Source organism: Enterococcus massiliensis (assembly GCF_001050095.1).
Classification (GTDB): Bacteria; Bacillota; Bacilli; order Lactobacillales; family Enterococcaceae; genus Enterococcus_C; species Enterococcus_C songbeiensis.
Genome location: NZ_CVRN01000007.1, coordinates 690,655 through 717,485 on the forward strand (window position 1 = coordinate 690,655; position 26,831 = coordinate 717,485).

At 41.3% G+C, this 26,831-nt stretch carries 31 protein-coding genes; 19 read left to right on the forward strand and 12 right to left on the reverse strand.

The window, feature by feature from the left end; genetic code table 11:
- Positions 1 to 148: 148 nt before the first annotated feature.
- A complete protein-coding gene (locus tag BN1875_RS10590) occupies positions 149 to 1,879 on the reverse strand; it encodes a sensor histidine kinase (protein ID WP_048604804.1) in 1,731 nt (576 codons plus the stop codon).
- Positions 1,876 to 2,583, reverse strand: a complete 708-nt coding sequence (locus BN1875_RS10595; RefSeq protein ID WP_048604805.1) for a response regulator transcription factor — start codon at positions 2,581 to 2,583, stop codon at positions 1,876 to 1,878. Before BN1875_RS10595 ends, BN1875_RS10590 begins: the two co-directional genes overlap by 4 nt.
- Before the next feature lie 131 nt (positions 2,584 to 2,714).
- Between BN1875_RS10595 and BN1875_RS10600 the strand changes: the two genes are divergently transcribed.
- The 4 genes from BN1875_RS10600 to BN1875_RS10615 are packed head-to-tail and all read left to right on the forward strand — an operon-like array spanning position 2,715 to position 5,304.
- Positions 2,715 to 3,218 (forward strand): 2-thiouracil desulfurase family protein, encoded by a 504-nt coding sequence (locus BN1875_RS10600; protein ID WP_048604806.1) that lies wholly within the window; start codon positions 2,715 to 2,717, stop codon positions 3,216 to 3,218.
- Complete coding sequence (locus BN1875_RS10605) at positions 3,178 to 3,516, forward strand: putative DNA-binding protein (protein WP_048604807.1); 339 nt, start codon at positions 3,178 to 3,180, stop codon at positions 3,514 to 3,516. The genes BN1875_RS10600 and BN1875_RS10605 overlap by 41 nt, the downstream gene beginning before the upstream one ends.
- A 14-nt stretch (positions 3,517 to 3,530) precedes the next feature.
- Positions 3,531 to 4,949, forward strand: a complete 1,419-nt coding sequence (ffh, locus tag BN1875_RS10610; protein WP_048604808.1) for a signal recognition particle protein — start codon at positions 3,531 to 3,533, stop codon at positions 4,947 to 4,949.
- Positions 4,950 to 5,007: 58 nt separating this feature from the next.
- Positions 5,008 to 5,304: an antibiotic biosynthesis monooxygenase family protein gene (locus tag BN1875_RS10615; protein WP_048604809.1), complete on the forward strand. Its 297-nt coding sequence runs from the start codon at positions 5,008 to 5,010 to the stop codon at positions 5,302 to 5,304.
- 67 nt (positions 5,305 to 5,371) lie between these two features.
- Here BN1875_RS10615 and BN1875_RS10620 read toward each other — a convergent pair whose 3' ends face one another.
- The 4 genes from BN1875_RS10620 to BN1875_RS10635 all read right to left on the reverse strand — a co-directional run bounded on the left by BN1875_RS10620 (position 5,372) and on the right by BN1875_RS10635 (position 9,445).
- A complete protein-coding gene (locus BN1875_RS10620; RefSeq protein WP_048604810.1) occupies positions 5,372 to 6,763 on the reverse strand; it encodes an L-cystine transporter in 1,392 nt (463 codons plus the stop codon).
- A gap of 194 nt (positions 6,764 to 6,957) precedes the next feature.
- Complete coding sequence (locus tag BN1875_RS10625; protein ID WP_048604811.1) at positions 6,958 to 8,172, reverse strand: ABC-2 transporter permease; 1,215 nt, start codon at positions 8,170 to 8,172, stop codon at positions 6,958 to 6,960.
- A 12-nt stretch (positions 8,173 to 8,184) separates the two neighbouring features.
- Entirely contained in the window at positions 8,185 to 9,063 is an 879-nt protein-coding gene (locus BN1875_RS10630; protein WP_048604812.1) for an ATP-binding cassette domain-containing protein, read from the reverse strand.
- A 1-nt stretch (position 9,064) separates the two neighbouring features.
- The gene (locus tag BN1875_RS10635) at positions 9,065 to 9,445 is read right to left on the reverse strand and encodes a GntR family transcriptional regulator (protein WP_048604813.1); all 381 of its coding nucleotides are present in this window, start codon (positions 9,443 to 9,445) and stop codon (positions 9,065 to 9,067) included.
- Between the two features lie 130 nt (positions 9,446 to 9,575).
- On the opposite strand from BN1875_RS10635, the gene BN1875_RS10640 reads away from it, so the two are divergent.
- Both BN1875_RS10640 and BN1875_RS10645 read left to right on the forward strand, forming a co-directional pair.
- Complete coding sequence (locus tag BN1875_RS10640; protein WP_048604814.1) at positions 9,576 to 10,163, forward strand: DNA-3-methyladenine glycosylase I; 588 nt, start codon at positions 9,576 to 9,578, stop codon at positions 10,161 to 10,163.
- A gap of 10 nt (positions 10,164 to 10,173) precedes the next feature.
- Positions 10,174 to 10,695 carry a dihydrofolate reductase family protein gene (locus tag BN1875_RS10645; RefSeq protein WP_048604815.1) on the forward strand — a complete coding sequence of 174 codons (522 nt, stop codon included), beginning with the start codon at positions 10,174 to 10,176 and terminating at the stop codon, positions 10,693 to 10,695.
- 52 nt (positions 10,696 to 10,747) lie between these two features.
- Here BN1875_RS10645 and BN1875_RS10650 read toward each other — a convergent pair whose 3' ends face one another.
- Complete coding sequence (locus BN1875_RS10650; RefSeq protein ID WP_048604816.1) at positions 10,748 to 11,302, reverse strand: NADPH-dependent FMN reductase; 555 nt, start codon at positions 11,300 to 11,302, stop codon at positions 10,748 to 10,750.
- A 166-nt stretch (positions 11,303 to 11,468) separates the two neighbouring features.
- Here BN1875_RS10650 and rpsP point away from each other — a divergent pair, with 166 nt between their 5' ends.
- From rpsP to BN1875_RS10665, 3 genes are all read left to right on the forward strand, one after another.
- Complete coding sequence (gene rpsP / locus BN1875_RS10655) at positions 11,469 to 11,744, forward strand: 30S ribosomal protein S16 (protein WP_048604817.1); 276 nt, start codon at positions 11,469 to 11,471, stop codon at positions 11,742 to 11,744.
- An 11-nt stretch (positions 11,745 to 11,755) separates the two neighbouring features.
- Positions 11,756 to 12,004, forward strand: coding sequence for a KH domain-containing protein (locus BN1875_RS10660; RefSeq protein WP_048604818.1), 249 nt, complete (start codon positions 11,756 to 11,758; stop codon positions 12,002 to 12,004).
- Between the two features lie 159 nt (positions 12,005 to 12,163).
- Positions 12,164 to 12,427: a hypothetical protein gene (locus BN1875_RS10665; RefSeq protein WP_048604819.1), complete on the forward strand. Its 264-nt coding sequence runs from the start codon at positions 12,164 to 12,166 to the stop codon at positions 12,425 to 12,427.
- Between the two features lie 99 nt (positions 12,428 to 12,526).
- On the opposite strand, the gene BN1875_RS10670 is transcribed toward BN1875_RS10665, so the two are convergent.
- From BN1875_RS10670 to BN1875_RS10680, 3 genes are read right to left on the reverse strand one after another with little or no spacing between them, the layout of a single operon-like run.
- A complete protein-coding gene (locus BN1875_RS10670) occupies positions 12,527 to 13,327 on the reverse strand; it encodes a TPM domain-containing protein (protein WP_048604820.1) in 801 nt (266 codons plus the stop codon).
- Positions 13,324 to 14,439: a TFIIB-type zinc ribbon-containing protein gene (locus BN1875_RS10675; RefSeq protein ID WP_048604821.1), complete on the reverse strand. Its 1,116-nt coding sequence runs from the start codon at positions 14,437 to 14,439 to the stop codon at positions 13,324 to 13,326. Before BN1875_RS10675 ends, BN1875_RS10670 begins: the two co-directional genes overlap by 4 nt.
- Before the next feature lie 22 nt (positions 14,440 to 14,461).
- Positions 14,462 to 15,700, reverse strand: a complete 1,239-nt coding sequence (locus tag BN1875_RS10680) for a DUF7130 family rubredoxin-like protein (RefSeq protein WP_048604822.1) — start codon at positions 15,698 to 15,700, stop codon at positions 14,462 to 14,464.
- 185 nt (positions 15,701 to 15,885) lie between these two features.
- On the opposite strand from BN1875_RS10680, the gene dnaX reads away from it, so the two are divergent.
- The 10 genes from dnaX (at position 15,886) to dinB (ending at position 23,892) form a co-directional block, all read left to right on the forward strand.
- Positions 15,886 to 17,607 (forward strand): DNA polymerase III subunit gamma/tau, encoded by a 1,722-nt coding sequence (gene dnaX / locus BN1875_RS10685; protein ID WP_048604823.1) that lies wholly within the window; start codon positions 15,886 to 15,888, stop codon positions 17,605 to 17,607.
- A 16-nt stretch (positions 17,608 to 17,623) separates the two neighbouring features.
- Entirely contained in the window at positions 17,624 to 17,938 is a 315-nt protein-coding gene (locus BN1875_RS10690; protein WP_048604824.1) for a YbaB/EbfC family nucleoid-associated protein, read from the forward strand.
- Positions 17,939 to 17,962: 24 nt separating this feature from the next.
- Positions 17,963 to 18,559, forward strand: coding sequence for a recombination mediator RecR (recR, locus tag BN1875_RS10695; protein ID WP_048604825.1), 597 nt, complete (start codon positions 17,963 to 17,965; stop codon positions 18,557 to 18,559).
- A gap of 47 nt (positions 18,560 to 18,606) precedes the next feature.
- Positions 18,607 to 19,245 (forward strand): dTMP kinase, encoded by a 639-nt coding sequence (gene tmk / locus BN1875_RS10700; protein WP_048604826.1) that lies wholly within the window; start codon positions 18,607 to 18,609, stop codon positions 19,243 to 19,245.
- 18 nt (positions 19,246 to 19,263) lie between these two features.
- A complete protein-coding gene (locus tag BN1875_RS10705) occupies positions 19,264 to 19,593 on the forward strand; it encodes a cyclic-di-AMP receptor (RefSeq protein ID WP_048604827.1) in 330 nt (109 codons plus the stop codon).
- A gap of 12 nt (positions 19,594 to 19,605) precedes the next feature.
- Positions 19,606 to 20,553, forward strand: coding sequence for a DNA polymerase III subunit delta' (holB, locus tag BN1875_RS10710; protein ID WP_048604828.1), 948 nt, complete (start codon positions 19,606 to 19,608; stop codon positions 20,551 to 20,553).
- 2 nt (positions 20,554 to 20,555) lie between these two features.
- On the forward strand, positions 20,556 to 21,374 hold the full coding sequence (locus BN1875_RS10715; protein ID WP_048604829.1) for a PSP1 domain-containing protein: 819 nt from the start codon (positions 20,556 to 20,558) through the stop codon (positions 21,372 to 21,374).
- 2 nt (positions 21,375 to 21,376) lie between these two features.
- Complete coding sequence (locus BN1875_RS10720; RefSeq protein WP_171000788.1) at positions 21,377 to 21,724, forward strand: DNA replication initiation control protein YabA; 348 nt, start codon at positions 21,377 to 21,379, stop codon at positions 21,722 to 21,724.
- 59 nt (positions 21,725 to 21,783) lie between these two features.
- On the forward strand, positions 21,784 to 22,653 hold the full coding sequence (gene rsmI, locus BN1875_RS10725; protein WP_048604831.1) for a 16S rRNA (cytidine(1402)-2'-O)-methyltransferase: 870 nt from the start codon (positions 21,784 to 21,786) through the stop codon (positions 22,651 to 22,653).
- A gap of 120 nt (positions 22,654 to 22,773) precedes the next feature.
- Positions 22,774 to 23,892 (forward strand): DNA polymerase IV, encoded by a 1,119-nt coding sequence (gene dinB, locus BN1875_RS10730; protein ID WP_048604832.1) that lies wholly within the window; start codon positions 22,774 to 22,776, stop codon positions 23,890 to 23,892.
- A 52-nt stretch (positions 23,893 to 23,944) separates the two neighbouring features.
- On the opposite strand, the gene nrdG is transcribed toward dinB, so the two are convergent.
- Positions 23,945 to 24,547, reverse strand: coding sequence for an anaerobic ribonucleoside-triphosphate reductase activating protein (gene nrdG / locus BN1875_RS10735; protein WP_048604833.1), 603 nt, complete (start codon positions 24,545 to 24,547; stop codon positions 23,945 to 23,947).
- Positions 24,548 to 24,575: 28 nt separating this feature from the next.
- The gene (gene nrdD / locus BN1875_RS10740; protein WP_048604834.1) at positions 24,576 to 26,765 is read right to left on the reverse strand and encodes an anaerobic ribonucleoside-triphosphate reductase; all 2,190 of its coding nucleotides are present in this window, start codon (positions 26,763 to 26,765) and stop codon (positions 24,576 to 24,578) included.
- Positions 26,766 to 26,831: the final 66 nt, after the last annotated feature.

Consider the following 26,831-nt stretch of genomic DNA (forward strand, 5'->3'; position numbering starts at 1 on the left):
AAATGTTCCTCCGTTCTTTCTGCATTTATCATAGCACAGCTACGGGAACAATCAACCACTTTCAGAAAAATAATTGAGCGCTTTCAAATAAAAATGGGTCCAAAGAAAAACCCACAAAAGCAAATTTTCGGCTTTTGTGGGTTTTTCTTTATTCTGTTAAAGGTGGTAGATGAACTACAAACGTTGAACCGACACCTAAATGGCTATCAACCGTAATATCTCCGCCCAAGCGTTGCGTGTATTCTTTCACGATAGCTAACCCCAGCCCTGTGCCCCCAGAGTGGCGACTGCGGGCTTTGTCCACGCGATAGAAGCGTTCAAAGATTCGTTCCTGATCGTCGCTGTCGATGCCAATTCCTTGGTCCTGCACGTTGAGGGTCAGTCCATCCTTCAATCGAAAGCTAATAGTGATTTGACTCTCATTTGGTGAATAATGGATTGCATTTTCCACAAGGTTTTTAACGATAGGATAAAATAATTCCCGCTTCGTTTGCCAAAGGGCTTGGCTATCGCCATCAATCCTGATCGTTACCTTTTTTTTCTTTAGTAGGCTTTGATAGCTGCCAATCAATTGTTGCAGCAAAGGCATTAATTGGAGCGTTTCGGTGGGATAAGGCAATTTCTGTTGTCCTTTAGAAAGCTGAATGATTTCTTGAATCAAACGTTCCAGTCGACGAGCTTCATTTTGCATAATCGTCAAGAATTCTGTTAGTGTTTCTGGGTCTTCTTTGGCGCCATCCAATAACGTTTCAGTGAAACCGATCAGAGAGGTCACGGGTGTTTTCAATTCGTGGGAAACATTACTGACGAAATCTTGTTGCACTTTTTCCAATTGACGAACACGGGTAAGGTCATAGGAGATTCCTAAAAGCTGTCGTTGTTCATTGAAGATGCGCAAATTGACATCCAGCACTCGTTCGTTAGGTTCATGGATGGTGACTTCTTCATGAATCGGTGTTTCTTCGTTTACCCGATAAATCAATTGGATCAATTGCGTGTCTTTGATTTGTTCCGCAAAATTCGTAGCCGGATCAATTTCTTGAAAAATCCCCAACTGTTCCTTCATTGTAGGATTCATCATGACCAACTGATGCTGTTCGTCAATTATAAAAACACCGATCATTAGTTCATTTAACAATGTGTACAGTTGGTTTTCCGTTGCGGTATAGGCCTGATAGGTCTGACTCATTTGTTCGCTCAACTGATTGACCGTCTGATACAATTCTTCCCATTCTGGTGAAGGTTGCAAAATCATTTCCGTTTGATTCGGCTGTGCAATCATTTTTTTTAATACCGGTAAAACGGTTTCGATTGGTCGATTTCGTTGCCGCAAAAAATAAAAAAGCAATAGACTAATCAAAAAACACAGAATCGAATAGACGATTAAAATAGAGCGTTTGACCGTTTCAGCCTCTGCCAAAAAGCCGGCGGTGGTTTCGGCAATGCGCAGCATACCGATTGACTGATTTTGTTGTGTCAAAGGCAAGGCAACATACAGTAACTCCTGATCTAACGTTCGACTGTGACGAAGGGAAATCCCCAGTTTTCCTCCCGACAGCAAGGCCTTGATTTCTGGACGATCCGAGCGGGTACCGGATAAGGAGGAGTCAAAGGTGTCAAAAATAATAGTTCCGTCTTTATCCAATAAAGTGACCCGCTCATCGGAGTTTTCAATGTAGTTTTCTGCTAAAACCTCCAGCTCCTGTTGGTCGCTGCCGCCATCTGAAAGACGAATCAACAGATTTCCTTTTTTTTCAAGGTATTGTTCCTGCTGATTTAACACTTGCTGCTGATAAAAATTACTGATTAACCGCCATGCACCAAAAAAAATCAGCAGTAACAACCCAAACCAGAGGAGCAGATCGATTTTTTTTCTCATTCTTTCGGCTCCTGAAATTTATATCCGAAGCCGCGGATCGTTAGGAGATAATCAGGATTTTTTGGATCTTTTTCGATTTTTTCCCGCAGATGACTAACATGAACATCGACGATGCGGCTTTGACCGGTAAAATCAAATTTCCAAATACGATCCAGTAAGGTGTCTCGATCAATGACTCGATCCTTACGCTTCATAAAATAGACCAGCAGTTCAAATTCTTTTGGTGTAAGAAAAATCGCCTCTCCTCGGAGAAACACTTGATAGTTGGTCAAGTCGGCTTGAATCTCACCAATTTGCAAAAGTTGATTTTCTTCGGGAAGGGTTTCTTTTGTTTCCCGTGGTTTTAATCGGCGGTTGATCGCTTTCATTCGCGCAGTGACTTCTCTAGGACTGAAAGGTTTGGTTAAATAATCATCGGCACCGATCTCTAATCCGAGAATTCGATCGATGGTGTCATCTTTTGCCGTCAGCAGCAGAATCGGTGTCTCAATTTTTTCCTGACGTAATTTTTTTGTGATTTCCATGCCGTCAATGGAGGGCAGCATGACATCTAAAATAATAAAATCAAAAGCACCCGTCAAAGCTTGGTCCAATCCTTCTTGACCGTCCAACACAGCGGTCACTTGATAGCCCTCTTTTTCGAGATTGAAGGTCAAAAGCCGAATGATTGAGGGTTCATCGTCAACAATTAATACGTTTTTCATTTGCTGCTCCTTAAAAATCCTTAAATTTGTACTTTCATTTTAGCATACTATTAGGTTTTGGTACTATTGCCGATGCAAAATAAATGCTATAATAAACATCGGTCTAACATCAAGAGAAGGAGGCGTTTTTCATGATTGGAATCAGTGCCTGCTTAGGCGGTGTCTTCTGTCGTTATGATGGTGGAACGCAAAAAATTCCTTCTTTGGTCCGGTTAGTAGATGAAGGACAGGCAATTAGAATTTGTCCAGAAGTACTGGGAGGGCTACCAATCCCACGAGAGGCCGCAGAAATCGTTGGCGGTGACGGCTTTGATGTCTGGCAGGACAAAGCGAAGGTTTTGACAAAAGAAGGCGCCAATGTGACGGAAATGTTTAAGCAAGGTGCCCGTATAGCCTATCAAAGATTACAAGAAGCCGCAGTCACTCAGCTCATTCTAAAAGAACGCAGCCCCTCTTGTGGCAGTCAGATGATTTATGACGGAACCTTTTCGGGAACGAAAAAAACGGGTGTCGGCGTAGCAACGGCCTACTTTCTTATGCAAGGAATCAAGGTCTATTCAGAAGAAAATTGGCAGGAAATGATGGAGGAAGTTGATGGAAATCGAAAAAACGAACCGCATGAACGCCCTCTTTGAGTTTTATTCTACATTATTGACGGAAAAACAAATGAATTATATGGAACTTTATTATGCCGATGATTTTTCATTAGGAGAAATCGCCGAAGAATACGGCGTTAGTCGTCAGGCAGTCTATGACAACATCAAACGTACGGAGAAAATTTTGGAGGATTACGAAAAGAAACTTCATTTGTTTTCTGATTATATCGTGCGGGGTGAAGTGTTGGATCAATTGACAGAGTATGCTGTGACACATTATCCAAAAGATGAAATCTTAGCTGATTTAGTAAAACAGATCCAAGAAATTGATGAATAAAGGAATGAATAGAGATGGCATTTGAAAATTTAACAGAACGCCTCCAGCAGGCAATGAGCAAACTGCGGAGAAAAGGAAAAATTTCTGAAGCAGATGTAAAAGAAATGATGCGGGAAATCCGCTTGGCTCTCTTAGAAGCCGACGTTAATTTACAGGTAGTCAAAGAATTTACGAAAAATGTACGGGAGCGGGCAATCGGTGCAGAAGTACTGGAAAGCTTATCTCCAGCACAACAAATCGTTAAAATCGTTGATGAAGAATTAACTAAGACATTGGGCTCTGAAACGGTTGGTTTGGAAAAATCACCAAAGATTCCGACGGTCATCATGATGGCAGGTCTGCAGGGGGCAGGGAAAACCACCTTTGCCGGAAAATTAGCCAATCATTTGATTAAAACGGAAAAAGCACGTCCATTAATGATTGCAGGCGACGTTTATCGTCCAGCGGCGATTGACCAGTTGAAAGTGTTGGGACAGCAATTAGATGTACCAGTATTTGATATGGGAACAGATGTCAGTCCTGTCGAAATCGTTCGCCAAGGGATGGCAGTCGCGCGGGAAAAGAAAAATGATTATGTTTTGATCGATACCGCCGGACGGCTGCATATCGATGAAGCGTTGATGGAAGAGCTGCAACAAATCAAAGAAGTGGCACAGCCAAATGAAATCCTGTTGGTCGTAGATGCGATGACTGGGCAAGATGCAGTCAATGTAGCAGAAAGTTTCAATCAACAGCTGGGTATTACCGGAGTTATCATCACCAAATTAGATGGTGATACTCGAGGCGGGGCAGCATTGTCGATTCGCCAAGTCACTGGTGCACCAATCAAATTTACTGGTACCGGTGAAAAACTGACGGACCTTGAAGTCTTCCATCCGGATCGAATGGCAAGTCGTATCCTTGGTATGGGGGATATGATGACATTGATCGAAAAGGCGCAACAAGATTTTGATGAAAAGAAATCTGAAGAACTTGCGCGGAAAATGAAGGAAAATTCCTTTGATTTCAACGATTTTATCGAGCAATTAGATCAAGTGATGGGTATGGGTCCGTTGGAGGATCTTTTGAAAATGATTCCTGGAATGAACCAAGTTCCTGGTATCGAAAATGTCAAAGTTGATCCAAAAGACGTAGCTCGGAAAAAAGCGATGGTCTTTTCTATGACACCGGCAGAACGGGAAAATCCTGACCTGCTGAATCCTAGCCGTCGCCGCCGGATTGCTGCTGGATCAGGAAATAACGTTGTTGAAGTCAATCGAATGATCAAGCAGTTCAAAGAAGCTCGGACCATGATGCAAAAAATGTCCAAAGGGGATATGAACGTTCCCGGTATGGATCAAATGTTTGGTACCGGAGTAAAAGGCAAACTGGGTAAAATGGCCATGAACCGCATGATAAAGAAAAATAAGAAGAAAAAGAAAAAGCGGAAATAAGAAACAAGCTGTCGTAATCATGAGCGATTTTCGGCAGCTTTTTCAAAAGGAGAAAAAGATGAGCATCACAGTGAATATTTTGTATACCGGTAAGAATGGAAATGCAAGGAAGTTTGCAGAGGAAATGATTTCCCAAAAAATCGTGGAAGCAATTCGCAAGCAGGCAGGAAATGAAAAATATGACTATTACTTTCCATTAGAAGATCCGGAGTCCGTGCTATTGATTGATCGCTGGGTAGATGAAGAAGCAATTGCTATTCACCACAAATCGCCCATGATGAAACAAATTGCTGATCTTAGAACAAAGTACAAACTTAAAATGAAGGTTGAACGATTTAGCGATTTGCCAAACTAGCAGGTAACATAAGTAATCGATAGAAAAAGGGTGTTTCTCGATTTGAGAAACACCCTTTTTGAAATGGTTAAGCATTTTCACTGACAAATTTATCCGTATCATTCAAAGTATCCCGATCCAATTCTTTGATACGGGCACTGGTCACCAAACCAGCAACCATGCTGTCGCTGACGTTCAATGCTGTCCGTGCCATGTCAATCAGTGGTTCAACAGAAATAACTAAACCAACGATTGCAACCGGTAAATTCATTGAACCTAAAACAATCAATGAGGCGAAGGTTGCACCGCCGCCAACACCGGCAACACCGAAGGAACTGATTGTTACGACAGCAATTAACATCAAAATAAATTCAAGACTGAACACATTGATTCCAACAGTTGGCGCCGCAATCGTTGCCAGCATCGCTGGGTAGATACCGGCACAGCCGTTTTGACCAATGGATAAACCAAAGCTTCCAGCAAAATTGGCTGTTGCTTCGTCAACACCTAAGGCTTTATGCTGCGTTTCAATATTTAATGGCAAAGCACCCGCGCTTGAACGGGAAGAAAAAGCGAAACTCAATACAGGGAAGGTTTTCTTCAAATAAGTCACAGGACTTACTTTGACTGTTGCCAAAATCAACAAATGAACAAGGAACATAACGAGAATAGCAACGTAGGAAGAAAGAACAAATTTCCCAAGATTGACGATAGCAGTAAAGTTGCTGGTTGCCATGACGTTGGTCATTAGAGCTAAAATACCATAAGGTGTTAAGCGCAGGACCAAAGTTACGATACGCATAATCAGTTTATACAAGCTATCAATCAGATTCGCAAAAAATTCTGCTTCTTTTGGTGCTTTGCGTTTGATTCCCAGATAAGCGATTCCTACGAATGCGGAGAAAATCACGACACCAATTGTGCTGGTTGCACGAGTACCAGCGAAATCTGCAAAAACATTTTTTGGAATAAATGAGACGATTTGTTCAGGAATCGACAAATCAGCAACCGCTTCTTGACGAGTCGCAAGTTCAGCGATCCGAGCTGTTTCGGCAGCACCTTCGGAAAATTTTGCGCCTTGTAAGCCAAATAAAATCGTCGAACCATAACCAATAAGTGCTGAAATAGCGGTAGTTCCCAAAAGTGAAATCAGAATCGTTGTACTGATTTTTCCAATTTTTTCGGAAGCTTTCATTTTAACAAAAGCGCCAACGATTGAGATGAAAACCAAAGGCATAACCAACATTTGTAAGAAAGAGATATACCCACTACCGACGATACTGATCCAAGACATTGCCGAAGTGATGCTTTCATTTCCGTTTCCTAATAGTAATTGGACGATGCCGCCAAAAACGACCCCAATGCCCAATCCGGCGAAAACCCGTGTTGAGAATTTAACGTGGCGTTTGCTGAGTTGGTATAAAACGTAAACTAGTCCAACAAAAAACGCGATAATCAAAAGTGTAAGAAATAATTCCATGTTTTTCCTCCTATAGGTTAATCATTTTTAATGAAAACAAATTTTAATACATGACTGAGTGTATCATAAGCCGGTTTTGCTATCAGTATAAATCTAACTTATGGGCGATACAAAAATAGGTACGGTGATAATGAAAAGATATCACAAAAAACCGGAAGAAACTTTTCTTCCGGTCTAAAAAGGATGAATTAAATTTAACGTAATGCCAGTTTGCGTTCTTTTCGCAAGCGAAGCCAGGTCTTGATACTGGAGAAGTAAACGAGGGTAAAGCAGATTCCTGCAACAACCAATAAAACAAACAAACTTTGGAAAATCGGCGGAAAAATCGATGCTTCTTTCTTTTCTAAAATTCTAAAAAAGTAATCGTCCCAACCGCTGAAAAATGTATTTTGAATGGAGAAAACAAACAAGGTCATGAGTAAAAAGATTGGGAAGCGGGAATGTGAATGCAGCAAGTAATCCCCATCGTGTTCCAATGATAATTTTTGGAAATTTCGATACGCCCATAATAAAAATAGTCCGCTAAGAATGAGTGCCAGCAGTCCCATATACCAACGTCCACTGGTTTTACCAATTTCAAGAATAAAGAGCAGGTTACCTAAATTAGACATGACATGAGAATCGTTGCCCTGTGCCAATTCTCCTAAATTGATATAATAATTGACGGCTTGTGGAACAAGGCTGACATAGCCGATAAAGATGAGCCATGTCAGAGGACCGAAAATCAGATTTCCGACCATTGAGCCAATAAAGATACTCAACGACAAGGCTAAGACAATCAAACAGAAATTATTTGCGACAGAAAAAAGTAACCGAGTCAATTCCACATTCATATAGGGTTGTGGAATCCCAAAATAGAAAATGAAGGTGTAAAGCAGTTGCCCGCAAATTACCGAACCCAAAAGAGGGAAGGCAATATGGGTGATTTTTTTACGAAATAGTTCTTTGCGACTAACGGGCAATGAGAATAAGAAACGATTAAAGGCGGTTTTCTCATCCACAAAGAAGAGCAAAAATCCGGCAAGTGCCACAAGTAAAATCACTAAACGGGAAAAGAGACTACCTGAAACATGATAATAGGTTTCGTTTTCATCATATTCCTTGCGTTTTTCTTGATCGGAAGGAGCTCCGGCAGCATCCTCCATCGATTGAAAAACATATAACGCTTGATCAACATATTCTTCATAAGAAGGGTAGGAGACATCTTTTTGCGCATTCTCATCCCAATACGTATAATATTCTGGATGCTCGATATATTCTTTCTTTGTTTTTTCTGCTTGATAATGGTCATTGGTTCTGTGCCATGAGGTTACAGTATTGTACCCATCTAGTGCATAGCTGCCAATAATCAGCAACATAAGGCCAATCAAAATCTTGCCGTAGCGTTTTTGATAAATCGTGTTAAGCATCGATAACTCCTCCTATCTGTAAAGTTCTTCTTTATTTAGATTTGCTTCAAATAAATCTTCCAAGGATAACGGTAGTTCTTCAAAAACCAACGGCTGTTCTGCCAAAATTTTGGCCGCTAATTGGGTATCATAATTTTCAAACACAGCAACGACCACCCGTCCTTGGAAAGCAATCAGTTTTGAATTGTCTTTAACGATTTGCGGTACTTTTTTAGTTTTAAAGACCATTTGGAATTTTTTTGCCGTTTCACGCATCGTTTCCAAACGGTAATCTTTGACGATCGTTTGTCCTTTGATGAGCAATGCACGATCAATAATTCCTTCTAATTCCTGCAAATTGTGGGAAGCGATGACTGCCGTGCGTTTTCCATCTGCGATATGACCTAACAATAACCCAATTACTTTTTTGCGAATAATGACGTCTAAACCGTCAAAAGGTTCGTCCAACAATAAATACGTGGCATTTGAGCTGATTGCCAGAATCATTTGGAACAGGCCTTGCATTCCTTTTGACATGCGGCGGTAGGAAAGATGCAACGGTAGCTGATGTTCTTTTGTTAATGCTAGAAACTGGTCTTGATCAAAGAAAGGATAAGCTGCCCGGTAAAACTCACCGATTTTTTTCAGCGAATAGGCTTTTAGAAAATTATCGACTTCATCGATATAAAAAATCTGTGCCTTTAATGCTGGATCTTGTTGTAAATTGCGGTCATTGATGGTGATCGTTCCACTCTCCGGTAAGTAATGATCGGCAATTGTCCGAAATAAAGTTGTTTTCCCCGAACCGTTTCGACCGACTAGTCCCACAATTTCATTTGGATAAAGGACAAAATCAATTTTTTCCAAAATTTGTTTTTGTCCGATTTTTTTTGAGAGATTCGTAATTTTCATGCTACTGTCCTCCTAACTTTTCTTCGGCCTCTTTGACCCAAGTAATCAACTCAGCTTGCGAGATTTGCAAATGCAGTGCTTCGATCACTAATTCTTTGAGCTGTTCTTTCAATTGCAAAATCCGAACCTCATCTCTTGGGGAATCTGTCATCGTTTTGACAAAGGTACCTTTGCCTTTGACGGTTACCAATACTTGTTCCGTTTCCAAGACTTTGTAGGCTTTACTGACCGTGTTTGGATTCATCAACAACTGTTTTGCCATCTCACGGACAGAAGGCAACTGATCGCCAGCATTCAATACGCCATGCAAAATATCTTCTTTGATCCCCATCACTAGTTGTTCATAATAGGGTTTGCTGCTGCCTTTATTAATTAAAACCATCTGAAAAACTCCTTTCCCTCAAAGTGTATCTATGTGTACTAGTATACATAGTACAGTTTGAAATGCAATCTTTTTTTGTAATTATTTGGTAAACTGACTGTAGCAAAATCAATAGAAAAGGAGGGATAAAATGCAACGATGTCCTTGGTCACAAGCCAATGAAAAAATGCAGGTGTATCACGATAAAGTGTGGGGTGTACCGGAATTTCGCGACCAACAGCTTTTTCGAAAATTAGTTCTTGATCTCAATCAAGCCGGATTAAGCTGGAACACGATTTTAAACAAGACCGAAACTTTTGACGAAGCGTTTGAAGGTTTCGATATTGAAACCGTCGCTGGTTTTGATCAGGAGAAATTCGACTCGTTGATGCAAAATAGTGGCATCATTCGGAATCGATTAAAAATTGCAGCAGCGATCACCAATGCCCAATGTGTTTTAGCGATTCAAAAGGAATTTGGCAGTTTTTCTGATTATCTTTGGAAATTTGTTGATTTTCATCCCATCGAAAATCAGTTTGCAACAGCAGAAGAAGTCCCAACAAAAACGCCATTGTCAGATGAGATTTCCAAGGATTTGAAAAAAAGAGGATTCAAATTTGTTGGGACAACCATCATTTATGCGTTTATGGAGGCGATTGGTATGGTCAATGACCATTTACTCACTTGCCCCTGTCATGAAACCGTAAAAGAAGTCAGTTTGACGAAAAATAAACATTAGGAGGAAAATGATGCGTAAACTCGTTTTTTATGGAGCCATTAGTTTGGATGGTTATTTAGCAGATACCGAAGATAATTTGCAGTGGCTTTTTGATACCCCCACAGGAGAAACAACGTATGCTGCTTTTGATCAGTTGACAGATACATTGGTCATGGGACGAAAAACCTATGAAGAAGCAAAAAAACTGACGGAAGGCACGCCTTTTTATCAAGACAAGGAAGTCATTGTGTTTTCCCGTAAATTGAAAGAACTTCCAGATGCTACGGTCGTTTCGGAAAATCCTGTTGCGTATTTGAAACAATTGCAGCAGCAAGAAGGGAAAATGATCTGGTTTGTAGGCGGCGGTAATCTTTTAAAGCCATTGTTGGAGGCAGATATGATTGATGAATGGTGGATTCAAATCGCCCCTGTCCTATTAGGAAAAGGCAAGCGGTTGTTTGAAGATGGAAATTATCACCAACGCCTTGAATTGGTTGACACAACACAAATGGAACAACTTTATGAACTGCATTACCGTAAAATTCACAAATAAAAAAGCACGCCATCCGAAGAGTGCGTGCTAGGAAAAGGTTGAGAGAAAGTTCTCAGCCTTTTAATTTTTCAAAAAACTCGATATATTTATCGGTAATCAATTGGAAGTAACTAACGGTATCAGGTACAATCTCCCCGTTTTCATCTAAAAGATTTAAAATGTTGCCGATATAAGCTTCAGGCTGTTGCAACGTTGGCATGTTCAAGAAAACTAAGGACTGACGCAGATGATGGTTTGCACCAAAGCCGGAAACTGCTCCAGGAGAAACGCTGACCACCAAAGCAGGTTTGCCATCCCAAGAACTTTGCCCATAAGGACGAGAGCCTACATCCAACGCATTTTTCAATGCGCCAGGCACGGAACGATTGTATTCTGGTGTAAAGAAATAAATGCCGTCCACTTGTTGCAATTCATGACGAAAGGCTTGCCAGCTTTCCGGAACCTTTCCTTCAACTTCCAAATCTTCATTATAAAATGGGAGTGTGCTGAAGTCGATGAATACTGCTTCATAGCCCTCGGGTAAAAGCGCAGCAAATTTTTTTGCAACGATTTTATTGTAGGAGCCTTCTCGTAAACTACCTACTAAAATACCAATTTTTTTTGTCATGTTCCTTCCTCCATTTCTTGGTTCTATCTCTATCTTAGCGAGAAAAGTCTGAAATGACAAAAGATACGCCAAAATAATTTGGACTGTAAAGAAAAAACTCTTTACACCTTATCAAAAAACTGGTAAACTATCTTTTGTGATTAAGACTAATGGAGGTGTAATCGTAATGGCAGTAAAAATTCGTTTAAAACGCATGGGTTCTAAAAAGAGTCCTTTTTATCGTATCGTAGTAGCAGATTCACGTTCTCCTCGTGACGGACGTTTCATCGAAACAGTAGGTACTTACAATCCTTTGAAAGACCCTGCAGAAGTAACTTTAAAAGAAGATCTAGTTTTAGATTGGTTATCAAAAGGAGCTCAACCTTCTGATACAGTTCGTAACATCCTTTCAAAAGAAGGCGTTATGAAAAAACATCACGAAGCAAAATTCACTAAGAAATAAGGGGACCAATTATGACAGATTTGAAAGATTTAGTCTTAACAATCGTCCGACCATTGGTTACGCATCCTGATCAAATTACGCTTGATGTAGTTGAATCAGATGATTTCTATGAATACAACTTATCTGTTGCTCCAGAAGATATCGGTCGTATCATCGGCAAACAAGGTCGGGTCGCTAAAGCGATTCGCACGATTGTTTACGGCGTGCGTACAGAAGGACCCAAGAAAGTCCGCTTGAATATTCTAGACGGCAAAGAGTGAGAAATGATCTCAGCGATTTTTCAATCGTTGGGATTTTTTATTTTCTTCACGGAAAGAAATCAGGTACACTTTTATAGAAGAAGGAAAAATCCGTCGCAAGCCGCATGTTATTTCGACGAGTTTTGAGGATAATGAAAGTAAGGATAGGAGGAAAATCCAATGACCCAAATTTTTGTTTGGCTAGCTATTGCACTACTTATCTACTTTATTTTTAAAATCGGCTCATTTATCTGGCGACTGATTGGCTTTTTAGCCATTGTATTTTTGCTCTGGATCTTTCGAGAGGATATTTTTTCTCAGGTTAATCAGTGGGTCTCCAATTTTGATAGCGACGATCTTGGCAGTTTTTTGAAACAAGCGGCTGATTTTATCGTTGAAAAATTTAATCAAGTCGTTGCATGGTTTCAACAATTACTGGCATAGAAAAAAGCGGGGTATGATGAAGCAATCCCCAAAAGTTAGACCAAAAAATCTAACTTTTGGAGGTTACTACATGATTGTATCCCGCTTTTTTTTATTTTCTTAAAATCCTCGGCCACCGCCGCCAAACGTTCCGCCGCCGCTGGAGTGGGTGGTGCTACCGCCGCCAAATCCACCGCCGGAATTGTTGTTTTTCGGAATTCGGCGAGTTGTAACAAAGGAGTGAACCAGCCGATTTTCTTTTTTTGTTAACTGGACATCTGCATTTTCATGATATGCGTAGGTGTAGCCCCCTCGTTTTAGCTGATACGTTGATTTTGTAACCAAGAAGAAGGCAATACTTGCGACGAGTGCCGCTGCTACAGCAATACCAATCTCAAGAGGAGTAATCACTTTATAACGAGTGATTTTTCCAGTTTCTTCATCAACCCGGTAATGACCGCCGGGAACTCCTTCTGCAACAAAGGTTTCTGTTTTTTCTAGGTACGTTTTTGCCGCTTCAAAATAATTTTCATCACCCATCTCTGTTTCTAACGCATCTAAAATAGTGTCGATCCGCCGATCGGTTAAATAATCGATCATGTTTCCAGATGTCGAGATATAAATTTGTCGTTGATTCATATCCAGCAACAACACAGCACCATTTTGATTGTTGCCGACTTTTTCCCGCAAATAATCATCAGCAAAATCACGAGGCTCCTCCTGATTGTCATAGGTGGTTACGATAAAAACATTGCCTTTGATGGTTTCACCGATTTTTGTTGCGGTTTCGTTGAGCTGGGTGATTTGTGAGTCGGTAAATAACTGTGCATCATCTTCTACTAAATCGCTGGCTGCAATAGCCGGATGGGCAAAAAGAAGACTGGCGACGATACCGAATAAAAGAAGCCCAAGCTTTTTCAAATGAAATACCCCCCAACTAAGAAGAGCAGTAAGACGATCAGAAAAATTCCAAATGCGGTAGCGCCCAATTTTTTATAACTAATGGGTAAAATACCGCTGACTTTTCCGGTCTGACCATTCATTGCATAATAGTAGATTTTTTTATCCGCTTCATTGCTGCGGTAAGTGACAAGCCAAACCGGTAACAGCAAATAATCTTCTTTTTCTGCGGTCAGTTCAACCTGTTTTTGTTTCGTCACAAAAGTGGAGAAGCTGCCGACAGTTTCCTTTAGCAAATCTTCGCTGTAGGAAGATAATTCTTTTTCAATTGCAGGCTTCATTTCCAAATACTCAATGTCACGTTTTTCTGCTTGAAAGCCAGCAAGGTATTGGTTTTTAAATGCCACCGCTTTATCCATGGGAAAAGGTTGTACCCCACTAACCATTTTTTGTTGGACATTTTTTGAAAGTGCATTTTTAACCAAGTTCTTAAATTTGATGGTACCGGCTCGCTCAATCTCATATTGCTTGGTCTCGGTGTATTCAATATCTCCCACGAGCCAAACCCGCAAAGAAGTACCGGTTCCGGTGATTTCGCCTTTGGTTTCGGCATCGACATTCCAATAAGGAAAGTAAACGCCGGTAAGTTTTTCTACTTGAGCTTGACTGAAAAAGTCTTTCGGCACAAACCATTTCTTCTGTGCCCAAGCTAAAAATTTTTCGGTTGCCGCTTTTTTGCCGACTGAAAAAGGTAAAACTTTGCTAGGCAGAAATTTCCCGCTTAAGCGCCCCTGCAAGACCACCGGGTTATGACAGTAGTAGCAGTAGGTGGCAGCGGTGGTTGCATCAGTTACGATTTCTGCGCCGCAGCTGGGGCAGAGAAATAAATCCATCGACTCCGCTAATCCATCATCGGCGTCCGTCGTTTCAGTTGTTTCAGTTGTTTCGGTTGTTTGGTCACTGGCGGCTGTTGTTTCATCCACCATTTGCGCTTGTTTTTGTTTTTCCTCAAAGGCGCTTACTTCATCAACTGTAAAAATACTCAAACAATAGGGACAGTGAAATTTCTGGTCGTCAGGGTCAAAAGTCAATGCCCCGCCGCAATTGGGACATTTATGTGTTAGGACATCCATAATCATTCTCCTCTTCTAACCATCAGCTGTCCAAAGGCACGCCTTTGAATGGTTTGCCGCAATTTGGGCAGAACTTAGGAATTCCTTTAGAAAGATCAATGATTTCTCCGCATTCGCTGCATTTCATTTTGAGATTTGCTGCAGCTTGGGTTTCTGGTTTCGGTGTCCCGCAATTACTGCAGAATTTCCCTGTATTTTCTGTACCACACTGTGGACAGGTCCATGTGTCTTTGTTTCCTGATTGTTGCGCTTGTTGGGATTGCTGGATTTGTTCATTATTTGCTTGGGAAGCTTGATTTAAAAAGCCGCCACCTGCGTTCATACCCATGCCCATTCCGAAAAATCCGGTGGTTGCGCCGCCTTCATTTTTACCGGCAGCTTCCATTCCCCGGGCAACGGAACCTTGTACATAGCCTTCCCGTACGCCGGGATCTCCCAACATGGCTCCTTGGTTGCGCATGTTGATTAATTTCACAGAATCATCCGTGTAAGAAATGCTGGCCACCGCCACTGAAACGATTTCCATTCCTCGTAGCTCTGTCCAGCTACTGTCTAAGACATCTCCCATATATTTGCTTAGTTCCATACTTTTTGACGGAACATAAGAAATTCGCTGACCGTCAGCGGACATTTGATTAATGGATGCCTGTAAAGCGGTCAAAAATTCATTAAGGTATTGTTCATTGATGTCGTCGATTTCCACCTGCGTTTTATTTTTAGGAATTGCATTGGTATAAAATAAAATCGGGTCGGTGATTTTCATCGAATAGGAACCATGAGCCCGCAAGAAAAGTTCTGCGTTGTAAAAATTGTCAAAATAGTTGATCGGTGAGGCGGTACCAAATTTGATTCCTTTGATTTCCTGCAAATTGATATAAAAAACTTGTTGCTTTTGCGGAGTCACGCCGCCGAATTTAAATCGATCGAAGGTTTCTTTGATTGCATCTTTTAAAGAGCCATTGAACATGGAAGGTGCAAGATCATTTTTTACCGTATAATAGCCTTCTTCAGCAGTAAAGTCGATAATTTTCCCACCGTCGACTAACAACATCATCATGTTTGGATAAACATGAATCACTGAACCGTCTGTGATAACATCTGTCGTTCCTTTACGGTTTGAGCCTCGTTTGTCATCTTGCCGAACTTTGACACCTTTTGTCATTACTGTCGTGTCGCTCATCTCTTCTGGTTCGATGACCTCTAGCCACTGATCGGCAAGTCCGCCGCCCACCATACTTGTCGCTGCTTTAATGATTCCCATGATTGTCTTCCTCCTTTAAAAAAGTTACAAAGTGTTAATTCATTATACCATAGGCGCTGATTTCTAAAACTTATGACGCAAAAGCTTCAGAGAATTTATTAAAAGAACGTAGGAAACCTAGTTTTTTAGTTAAAAATTCCGTATAATAGTAACTAGCGAATTTTTTGAAAAAGGGGAGAAAAAGTATGGCCTATCAAGCACTTTACCGCGTTTGGCGTTCTCAAAGATTTGACGATGTCGTCGGTCAAAAAGCAATCACCCAAACGTTAAAAAATGCGATCCTTCAAGATCAAATCTCACATGCCTACCTATTTACAGGGCCAAGAGGTACCGGGAAAACCAGTGCTGCCAAAATTTTCGCCAAAGCCATCAATTGCCCCAACAGTCAAAACGGGGAGCCCTGCAATGAATGTGACATGTGTCGTTCCATTACTACGGGAACGCAAGAAGATGTTATTGAGATCGATGCTGCCAGCAACAATGGCGTGGAAGAAATTCGTTTTATTCGAGAGCGTGCCAATTACGCCCCAACAAAAGCGAAATATAAAGTTTATATTATTGATGAAGTCCATATGCTTTCGACAGGAGCCTTTAATGCTTTATTGAAAACTTTGGAAGAACCGCGAAAAAATGTCGTCTTTATTTTGGCAACGACTGAACCTCATAAAATTCCGGCAACGATTATTTCCCGAACGCAACGCTTTGATTTTAAACGAATCGATACCCAAGATATCGCTGCTCATTTAGCTCATGTGCTGCAAACGAGTCAAATCGAGTACGAAGAAGAAGCGCTTTATGTGATCGCTCGAGCGGCAGAAGGCGGGATGCGGGATGCGCTGAGTATTTTGGATCAAGCCATTTCTTTTAGTGATGAAAAGGTGACACTGAAGGATGCGATGGAGGTCACCGGCAGTCTTACTTACGAAATGATGGACCATTTTATTCAAGCCTGCTATGAGCAGGATGTGACCCAAGCGCTGACAGATTTGCAAGAAATGTTGGCAGCCGGCAAAGAAGCCCGTCGTTTACTAGAAAATTTATTGGTTTATTGTCGGGATTTGCTGATTTATCAAAAAGCGCCTAAATTATTAGAGGAAAAATCAGGGCATTTGACCGAAGCCTTTACGAGACTGGCGCAAGAAGTTGCTGCAACGGTTATTTATCATTGGATCAACGTCTTAAACGAAACGCAAAATGAAGTTCGTTTTACGAACAGCCCAACGATTTATCTGGAAGTAGCAACCGTTAAGCTGGCAAATAGCGAAACACAAGAAAAAATAGCGGCTCCAACAAGTGGAGAAGATTCACCAACCGATTCCGCAGAGCTCCAAGAATTGAAGCAACAACTGAATCAATTGCAAAATGAAATCCGGCAATTGAAACAAGGACAGTCTGCTACCCCTAATGCAGAACCCGTTGCTGCAAATAACAAACCTCATCGGGGGAAAACAACGACCTATCGAGTACCAAAAGAGCAAGTCTTTGGTGTCTTGCGGGAAGCAACGAAGGCTGATTTGATCAATGTGAAAAATGTTTGGGAAGATTTGCTGATGAGCTTGTCTGTGACACAACGGGCAGTTTTGCGCTCCAGCGAACCGAAAGCAGCCGGACCTAATAGCTTAGTGATCGCTTTTGATTATGAGATTGTTTGCCAAAAGGCAGCAAGTGATCAGGAGCTGGAATTGGCGATTCACAATAATATCAGTCGTATGATTCCTGATTATGCACCAAAACCAATCTATATTACTGAAGACAGTTGGCCGGTTTTGCGAAGAGATTTTGTTTCCCACACGACCGAAATTGGTGGTACGATTGAACCAACGGAGAAAAAGGAACCAGAACCAGAAGAAATTGTTGTGAAGGCCAAGGAATTATTTGGTGATTTCGCACAAATACAAAATGATTAATTAGGAGTGAAGAAAAATGATGCGAGGCATGGGAAATATGCAAGGCATGATGAAGCAAGTACAAAAAATGCAAAAAGAAATGGGAAAAGCGCAGGAAGCATTAAATATGCAAGAGTTCGTTGGTGAATCTACGAACGGCTACGTTAAAGCAACCTTTACTGGGGATCGTAAAATGAAAGAACTGATGGTTACTCCAGATGTTATTGATCCAGAAGATCCAGAAATGCTGCAGGATTTAATTGTTATGGCAGTGAATGACGGATTGGCTAAAGTGGAAAAAGAAACAGAAAAAACAATGGGTAAATACACGAAAGGTCTGCCCGGATTTTAATCCTTTCGTTAGGAGTAAGAACGAATGCATTATCCAGAACCAATTGCAAAATTGATCGACAGTTACATGAAATTACCGGGAATCGGTCAAAAAACCGCGACACGATTAGCTTTTTATACGATTGATATGAAAGATGAAGTCGTCAATGAATTCGCTAAGTCATTATTAAGTGTCAAACGGGATCTGCATTTTTGCAGTATCTGCGGAAACATCACAGAAGAAGATCCCTGTGAAATCTGCAAGGATACCACCCGCGACCGTAGCACGATCTTAGTTGTTGAAGAACCAAAAGACGTGATGGCGATGGAAAAAATGCGGGAATACCATGGGCTTTATCATGTGTTGCATGGCGTCTTGTCCCCAATGGAAGGGACTGGTCCAGACGATATTAATATTGCGTCTTTGATCCAGCGTCTGCATGACGATACGGTGAAGGAAGTAATCATTGCTACCAACGCCACAACCGAAGGAGAAGCAACGGCGATGTATCTATCGCGGTTGATTAAACCTGCGGGTATCAAAGTGACACGCCTGGCTCATGGATTGTCTGTCGGTAGTGATATCGAATATGCAGATGAAATTACTTTGCTTAAAGCGGTTGAAGGACGCAGAGAAATTTAGAAAATCAGTAATTTTCCAGGGGAAACTGGATAGTATGGAGGAAAAAAGTGAACGGATTGTTTATCACGATTGAAGGACCAGACGGCGCGGGAAAAACCAGCGTATTGAACGAATTATATCCTCGGTTGCAATTATTGGCGAAAAGACCAATCGTTAAAACGAGAGAACCGGGTGGTGTACGCATTTCAGAAAAGATCCGCAAAATTATTTTAGATCCTGCAAATGAAGAGATGGATGAACGGACAGAAGCACTGTTGTATGCTGCTGCTCGCCGTCAACATTTAGTGGAGGTTATTATCCCCGCATTAAATGAAGGAAAGATCGTCATTTGTGACCGTTTTGTTGATAGTTCATTGGCGTATCAAGGAGCTGGACGTCGAATTGGAATTCCTGAGATTGAAAAAATCAATAATTTTGCAATTGAAGGCACAAAACCGGATTTTACGTTATACTTAGATGTAGACTCAGATACCGGACTGCAACGGATTGCCCGCACACGTTATGAAAAAGCAGATCGCTTAGAAACCGAAAGCTTGGAATTTCACCAACGTGTTCGTCATGCCTATTTGAAATTGGCGGAGGAAGATCCTGTTCGTATCCATAAAGTTGATGCCCGTATGAGCCTGCAGGAAGTTGTTGATGCAAGTTTTATGGCAATTACTGAGACCTACCCCGAATATTTCTAATTATAGGAGGACAAAATGATGAAACTAATTATGGCTATCGTACAAGACAAGGACAGCAACCGTTTAGCAAATGAATTTATCGACGCGAATATTCGTGCGACAAAGCTTTCTTCCACCGGTGGATTTTTAAAAGCCGGCAACAGTACATTTATTATCGGGATCGATGACGATCGTGTCGAAGAAGCACTTGAATTGATCAAGAAAACCTGTCAGTCACGGAAACAATATGTTTCTACACCGATGTCCTTAGATATTTCATTGGATGGACAAGTTCCTTATCCCGTGGAAGTGGAAGTCGGCGGAGCGACGGTATTTGTTTTACCAGTCGAAGGGTTTCATCAATATTAATAGGAGAAAATGATGGAAGAACGCATTTTTTTAGCTGAATATCAGCCGCTTGTTTTCTCGCAATTAAAGAAAAGTGTGAAGCATGGGCGTCTGGCCCATGCTTATCTTTTTGAAGGCGATCAGGGAACCGGCAAAGGAACCATGAGTCAATGGCTGGCTAAACGTTTATTTTGTACTGATTTACAAGGAGAAGAGCCTTGTAATCAGTGTAACAACTGCCAACGGATCACAAATGGGGAACATCCCGATGTTCAAGTAATCCAACCAGATGGACAAACGATTAAAGTGGACCAGATTCGTCAATTGCAGACGGAATTTTCAAAAAGCGGCTTTGAAAGCCGTCGTCAAATTTTTATTATCAAAGCTGCCGATAAAATGAATGCCAGCGCTGCCAATAGTTTGTTGAAATTTTTAGAAGAGCCGCCGGGCAGCTTTTTAGCAATTTTAGAAACCGATGCGTTGGGCAGAATTTTGCCCACGATCCAATCTCGCTGTCAAGTGATCCATTTTCTGCCTTTGGCTCCGGATCATTTGATTGAAAAACTGCAGGAAGAAGGGATCGGCAAAGAATCCGCACAACTTCTGGCTAGTTTGACGAATGGTTATCAAAAAGCAGTTGAAATCTACCATGATGAATGGTTTAATGGTGCTAAGGATGCCGTTGGACAATGGTTTTCTTATTTAGAAAAACGTGATCCACAAGCATTTATTTATGTCCAAAAGCGTATTTTACCCTTAGCAAAAGAAAAAGAGCAACAGACGATGATTTTGCAAATGTTGTTATTTTATTTTCGCCGGATGCGGGATCGTGAAACGCAAATGACCGTCAGTATCAATAGGATGCTGGAGCTGCTTTTACAGGCAGAACAGAAACTGACAGCCAACGTTTCCTTCCAAAATGTTGCGGAACAGCTTGCTTTGCGGATCATTTATCAAGAGTTCCAGAAGAAAGGAGGATGAAAATGGTAGAAGTGGTAGGCGTCCGTTATCGAGAAGCGGGTCATATCTATTATTTTTCTCCTGGAAAATCTGATTACACATATAATGAAAAAGTTTTAGTGGAATCTCAACAAGCCAAACAACTGGCAACGATTGCGGTTCCTAAAAAAGAAATGAACACTGCTGATTTGCCGGATGAGTTAAAACCGATTTTGGCAAAAGCAACCACCAAAGATATTGAAAAAGCCGAACACAATCGTGAGGATGCCCAAAGAGCGCTGCAAATCGGCAAACGAAAAATTCGCGACCATCATCTGGAAATGAAATTGGTGCAAGTTGAATATACTTTTGACCGCAGTAAAATGATTTTTTATTTTACAGCAGATGGACGGGTAGATTTTCGGGAATTGGTCAAAGACTTGGCCAGCGAGTTTCGCACCCGAATCGAGCTGCGACAAATCGGTGTGAGGGATGAAGCCAAAGTTTTAGGGGGCATCGGTCCTTGTGGGCGGCCGTTATGTTGTTCAACTTTTTTAGGCGACTTTATTCCAGTCTCAATCAAAATGGCAAAAGATCAAGGACTTTCCTTAAATCCCACGAAAATTTCCGGTCTTTGCGGGCGGTTGATGTGCTGTTTGAAATATGAAAACGAATCTTATGAAGCAGCGAAAAAAGAAATGCCGGATTACGGCAAAGAAATCGTGACTCCAGATGGCAAAGGGAAGGTCGTAGGACTCAATCTTTTAAATCGTGTGGTCAAAGTACGGTTGATTGGTCGGGAAACGCCTGTGGAATATGACTACGAAGAATTAGAACTTGTTAAAGCAGGTGATTCACGATGACTATGGATAAGCGATCCTTGTATGATGGGCTGAACAAGCTTGAACTGGAATTGGAAAATTCTTTGCAGCAGTTAGGAGAAATGAAGCTGGCGCTGCAAGAAATTGTTGAAAAAAATACGACCCTTGAGTTAGAGAATCAAAAACTGCGGGATCATGTTCGCGAGCTGAATCAAGTGGCCGAAGCACCAGCAGAAAAAATCAAACAAGAGTTGTCGAAATCCCGCATGAATTTAGAAAAAATCTATGAAGAAGGCTTTCATGTTTGTTATGATCTTTACGGTTCTCGTCGGGAGCATGATGAACCCTGTGCCTTTTGTTTGGAAGTTATCTATCGAGAAAGCGGAAAATAAAAAGAGTGGAGGATTGATGTCTGAGGACGATCAATCCTTTTTTCAGAGAGGAGTTGTTTATGAAAAAACAGCGGAGTTTTAAAGATCAAGGATCAGGAATACTGTATTTGATTCCTACGCCAATCGGTAATTTGGAGGATATGACCTTTCGCAGTGTTCGTCTGCTAAAAGAAGTTGACTGGATTGCCAGTGAAGATACACGCAATACGCAAAAATTGCTCAATCATTTTGCCATCGAAACCCCTCAGAAAAGTTTACACGAGCATAACTATAAAGAACGTATTCCACAATTACTACAATTATTAACACAGGGTGCCTCCATCGCACAGGTGAGCGATGCCGGGATGCCTTCCATCAGTGATCCGGGGCATGAGTTGGTGGTTGCCTGTGTTGAAGCTGAGATTCCCGTGGTTTCTTTGCCGGGACCGACGGCGGGATTGACGGCACTGATTGCATCGGGATTATCTCCACAACCTAATTTATTTTATGGGTTTTTACCCCGCAAGAAAAAAGAACAAGTAGAAGCGTTGGAAAAATTAAAGCAACAAACCAGTACCTTGATTTTTTATGAGTCACCTTACCGAATTGCAGCAACTATTCAGCAAATAGCAGCCGTTTTTGGCAAAAATCGGCAAGCGGTGATTTGTCGGGAGCTGACAAAAATTCATGAAGAATATTTGCGAGGAAGCCTGGAGGAACTGTCTGCTTACTTAGGAGAAAATGAACTTAAAGGGGAATGCTGCTTGTTGGTCGCCGGTCATGATGGACAATCTGAAGTGACGATTACAGAAACCCGTTCCTTAAAAGAACAGGTCGAAAATTTAGTAGCAGAAGGTGCTAAACCCAATGCGGCAATCAAAGAGGTCGCACAACGAAATCAAGTCAAAAAGCAAGTGGTGTACAAAGAATACCATGAACTTGAAGAGTAACGAGAAGAAGGCGGAAGTCTTCTTTTTTTTGAATAAACGTTTCTTTTTATTAAAAATCAAAAGCAAAAATTGTATGGGAACGTTCGTTTGGGTATAATAGAGAGGAAGTGGGGTGGAAAAATGGCTGAATTACGCTTTCCGTTAAAAAATGATACGTCGCGAAAAATTATTCATATCGATATGGATGCTTTTTTTGCATCTGTTGAGGAACGAGATAACCCCGACTTAGCCAAACACCCATTGGTTATTGCGCGTCATCCTAGTGATACCGGTGGTCGCGGTGTCGTTACAACTGCTAATTATTTGGCACGGCAGTATGGTATTCATTCTGCAATGAGCGCACAAAAAGCCTATGAATTGTGTCCACAGGCAGTTTTTGTACCGGGAAACCATGAGAAATATGGAGAGATTTCCCGACAAATTCGAGAGATTTTTCAACGTTATACTGATGTAATCGAACCGATGTCGATTGATGAAGCGTATCTGGACGTGACAGAAAATAAAATCAACAGTCGTTCTGCGATCAAAATCGCCCGCATGATCCAACGAGATATTTGGCAGGAAACTCAGTTAACCTGTTCAGCAGGTGTCAGCTACAATAAATTTCTAGCGAAACTTGCGTCAGATTTTAAAAAACCTCGGGGCTTGACTGCTGTCATGCCAGAAGATGCCCTTGAATTTTTACAAGCATTACCCATCGAGAAATTTCACGGTGTCGGAAAAAAGACAGTGCCTAAAATGCACGAATTGAATATTTTTACCGGAGCGGATCTTTATGAACGCAGTGAAATGGACTTGATTCAGCATTTTGGTAAAATGGGGTATTCCCTGTATCGAAAGGTTCGTGGGGTTCATGAGTCTACTGTCAATGTCACCCGTGAACGAAAATCTGTAGGAAAAGAGCACACATATGGCAATCCGTTGACCACTGAAGAAGCTGTCTTGACACAATTGCGACAGTTAGCAGAGAAGGTGGAGTTTTCTCTTAAACGGGTTCAAAAACATGGAAAGACAGTTGTTTTAAAAGTCCGCTATGCGGATTACACCACGATTACAAAGCGTGTAACGCTGCCAACCTACGTTAATAAAAAAGAAGCTATTTTTTCACAAGCAAGTTTGATTTGGGAAGAAATTCTTGGATTGGAAAAAGGAATTCGTCTCTTAGGAATCACCGTCACCAATCTTGATCCTTTAACCTATGAAAATATCCGATTGCCTCTCTGGGGAGAAAAAGAATAAAGTATCGCCAAACAATGGATCAGAAATCCATGTTTGACGATACTTTTTTTTGTTAGATCAACTTGCGACGCTTGACCTGCTCGTAGCTTTTTTCAGCGTCGGTACATTTATCCCAGATGATGGCTTTTCCGGCAGCTAACGATTTTTGCACGTCAATAATCCGTTGATTACTGCTACCGCGAAATTGAAGATTCAAATCCCGTTTGGCCAGTTCAAAACGGCCGTCTACCAAGATATCGATGGCTCCTAGCAATTCCAACTTGTCGTCGGTCTCTGCCAGTAATTCTTCAAAGGTATAGCCTGACCAGCTCCAAATATCTTTTGTTGAACCAAATTCTTTCCGCACCCGTTTGACTACTTGTAAACAGACAGCAGTATTTAAAAAGGGTTCTCCCCCTAACAAGGTCAATCCCTGTACGTAATCATGCCCTAGATCGGTAATGATCCGCTCTTCCAATTCTTGGGAGAAAGGGACACCGTAACGGAAATTTTGCACGGCTTTGTTAAAACAGCCTTCACAGGCAAACAAACAGCCGCTGACGTACAAACTGTTGCGAACACCTTCTCCGTCAACAAAATTAAAGGCCTTATAGTCTGCCACATAATTTTGACTATAATCGGCTGCTTGCCACTCTTTAGGTTTCGGATTATTCATGAAAAACTTCCTTTTTTTGCTTGATTGATTATTTCATGTGTTTGACCCGTGAGGAAATTTCTTTGTGACGACCATGAACCATAGGACGGGCTTGGGGGTTTCCTAGATAGCCGCAAGTACGTTTGACCACATCACAGGTTTTGGGATCATGGTTGCCGCATTGTGGGCATTCAAAGCCTCGTTCAGTTGGTGTAAAATCTCCTTCGAAGCCGCATTCGTAACAATGATCGATTGGCGTATTTGTTCCAAGATAGCCGATGCGATCGTAGGAATAATCCCAAACTGCTTCCAATGCTTTCGGATTTTGTTGCAAGACAGGATATTCACAATAATGAATAAAGCCGCCGGAACAATATTTCGTGTAATCTTTTTCGAAATCAAGTTTTTCAAAGGGAGTTGGATTTTTACGGACATCATAATGAAAACTATTTGTGTAATATTCTTTGTCGGTAATATTTTCAACCAATCCAAATTTTTCTGTATCCAAACGGCAAAAACGATCCGTTAGGCTTTCACTTGGGGTGGAATATACGCTGAAGTGATAGCCATATTCATTTCCCCAGTTATCTGCATGGGCTTTTAATTCTTTAAGAATTGAAAGAGTGAATTCTTTTGCTTCAGGATTATTTTCCCATTCGCCGCCAAAGAAGGCAGAAGCCACTTCGTAAAGACCGATATAGCCCAAAGAAACCGTGGCACGTTTATTTTTGAATAATTCGTTGACGGAATCTTTTCGACCTAAACGTTTGCCAAAAGCACCATACATATATAGGATGGGGGCATTCGCCGGTGCTGCTTCTTTACAGCGCTCCACACGATAAACCAAGGCATCTTTTACAATACCTAAACGTTCTTCCAGAATTTGCCAGAATTTGTCTTGATCGCCTTGGGCTTCCATTGCAATTCGCGGCAGGTTCAAAGTGACAACGCCTAAATTCATTCGCCCTACATTAATTTCTTCGCCGTTTTCATCCTTCCAGCCTTGCAAGAAAGAACGACACCCCATTGGTACTTTAAAGCTGCCGGTCAGTTCGATCAGCTTTTCGTAATTCAAAATATCCGGATACATCCGTTTGGTGGCACATTCCAAAGCTAGTTGCTTGATATCGTAATTTGGATCGTTTGGATTAGCATTGACGCCCCGCTTCATTGAAAAAATCAATTTTGGAAAGATGGCAGTCCGTTTTTCGCTGCCTAATCCATTGATTCGATTTTGCAGAATTGCTTTTTGAATTTCCCGTTCAAACCAAGAAGTTCCTAACCCAAAACCTAGGGAGGTAAAGGGTGTTTGTCCGTTAGAGGTAAACAGGGTATTGATTTCATACTCTAAACTTTGCATGGCATCAAAAATATCTTTGCGAGTCTTTGTTTTGGCAAATTCTTCTTGACGAGAGGTGTCTTCAATCCAGTCTTTGGCATCTTGCAAATGCTTTTGATAATTTAATTCAGCAAAAGGAGCCAACAATTCATCGGTACGGTCACAGGAACAGCCGCCGTATTGACTGGAAGCAACATTTGCGATGATTTGAGAAATCTGTGCAGTTGCCGTTTGAATAGATTTTGGTGATTCCACCTCGGCGTTACCGATTTTAAACCCATTGTTCAGCATGCCTTTAAAATCGATTAAACAGCAATTGGTCATTGGGGTATAAGGATGGTAATCCAGATCATGGTAATGGATGTCCCCTTTTTGGTGGGCATTTGCCACATGAGGAGGAAGCATCTTTAACCCGATGGATTTCCCGACGATCCCGGCAGTCAGGTCTCGTTGTGTATTGAAGACATCGCTGTCCTTATTGGCGTTTTCATTGACTACTGACTGATCTTTGTTGATTAGCTTACCGATAGTAAAATTAATATCTGTCGCTTTACTGCGGGAAAAGTCGCGGCGAGTTCGATAATTGATGTAGTGTTCCGCCAAAGCATATTCGTTTTTTTCTAAAAGTGTGTGTTCAACGATATTTTGGATTTCATAGATTTTAACATTGTTTGTGAAACGTTCGGCAATTTCTTGGTCCACGCGTTCAACGATTTCTAAAATTCGTTCATGATCTAACGGAGATAGTTCGCCGCTGACCTGTGTTTTGGCTTTTACCAGTGCATCATAAATTTTTTGGTCATCAAAATCAACGAGGCGGCCGTCGCGTTTTACGATTTTCATACTGCTTAATTGCGGATGACGTTGTGTCGTCTCCACGGTTTTGCTGATTTTCATCATTGGGCTCCACTCCTTTAAAACGATTGTTCACTAATTATCATAATGGAATTGAACAAATCCTGCAAC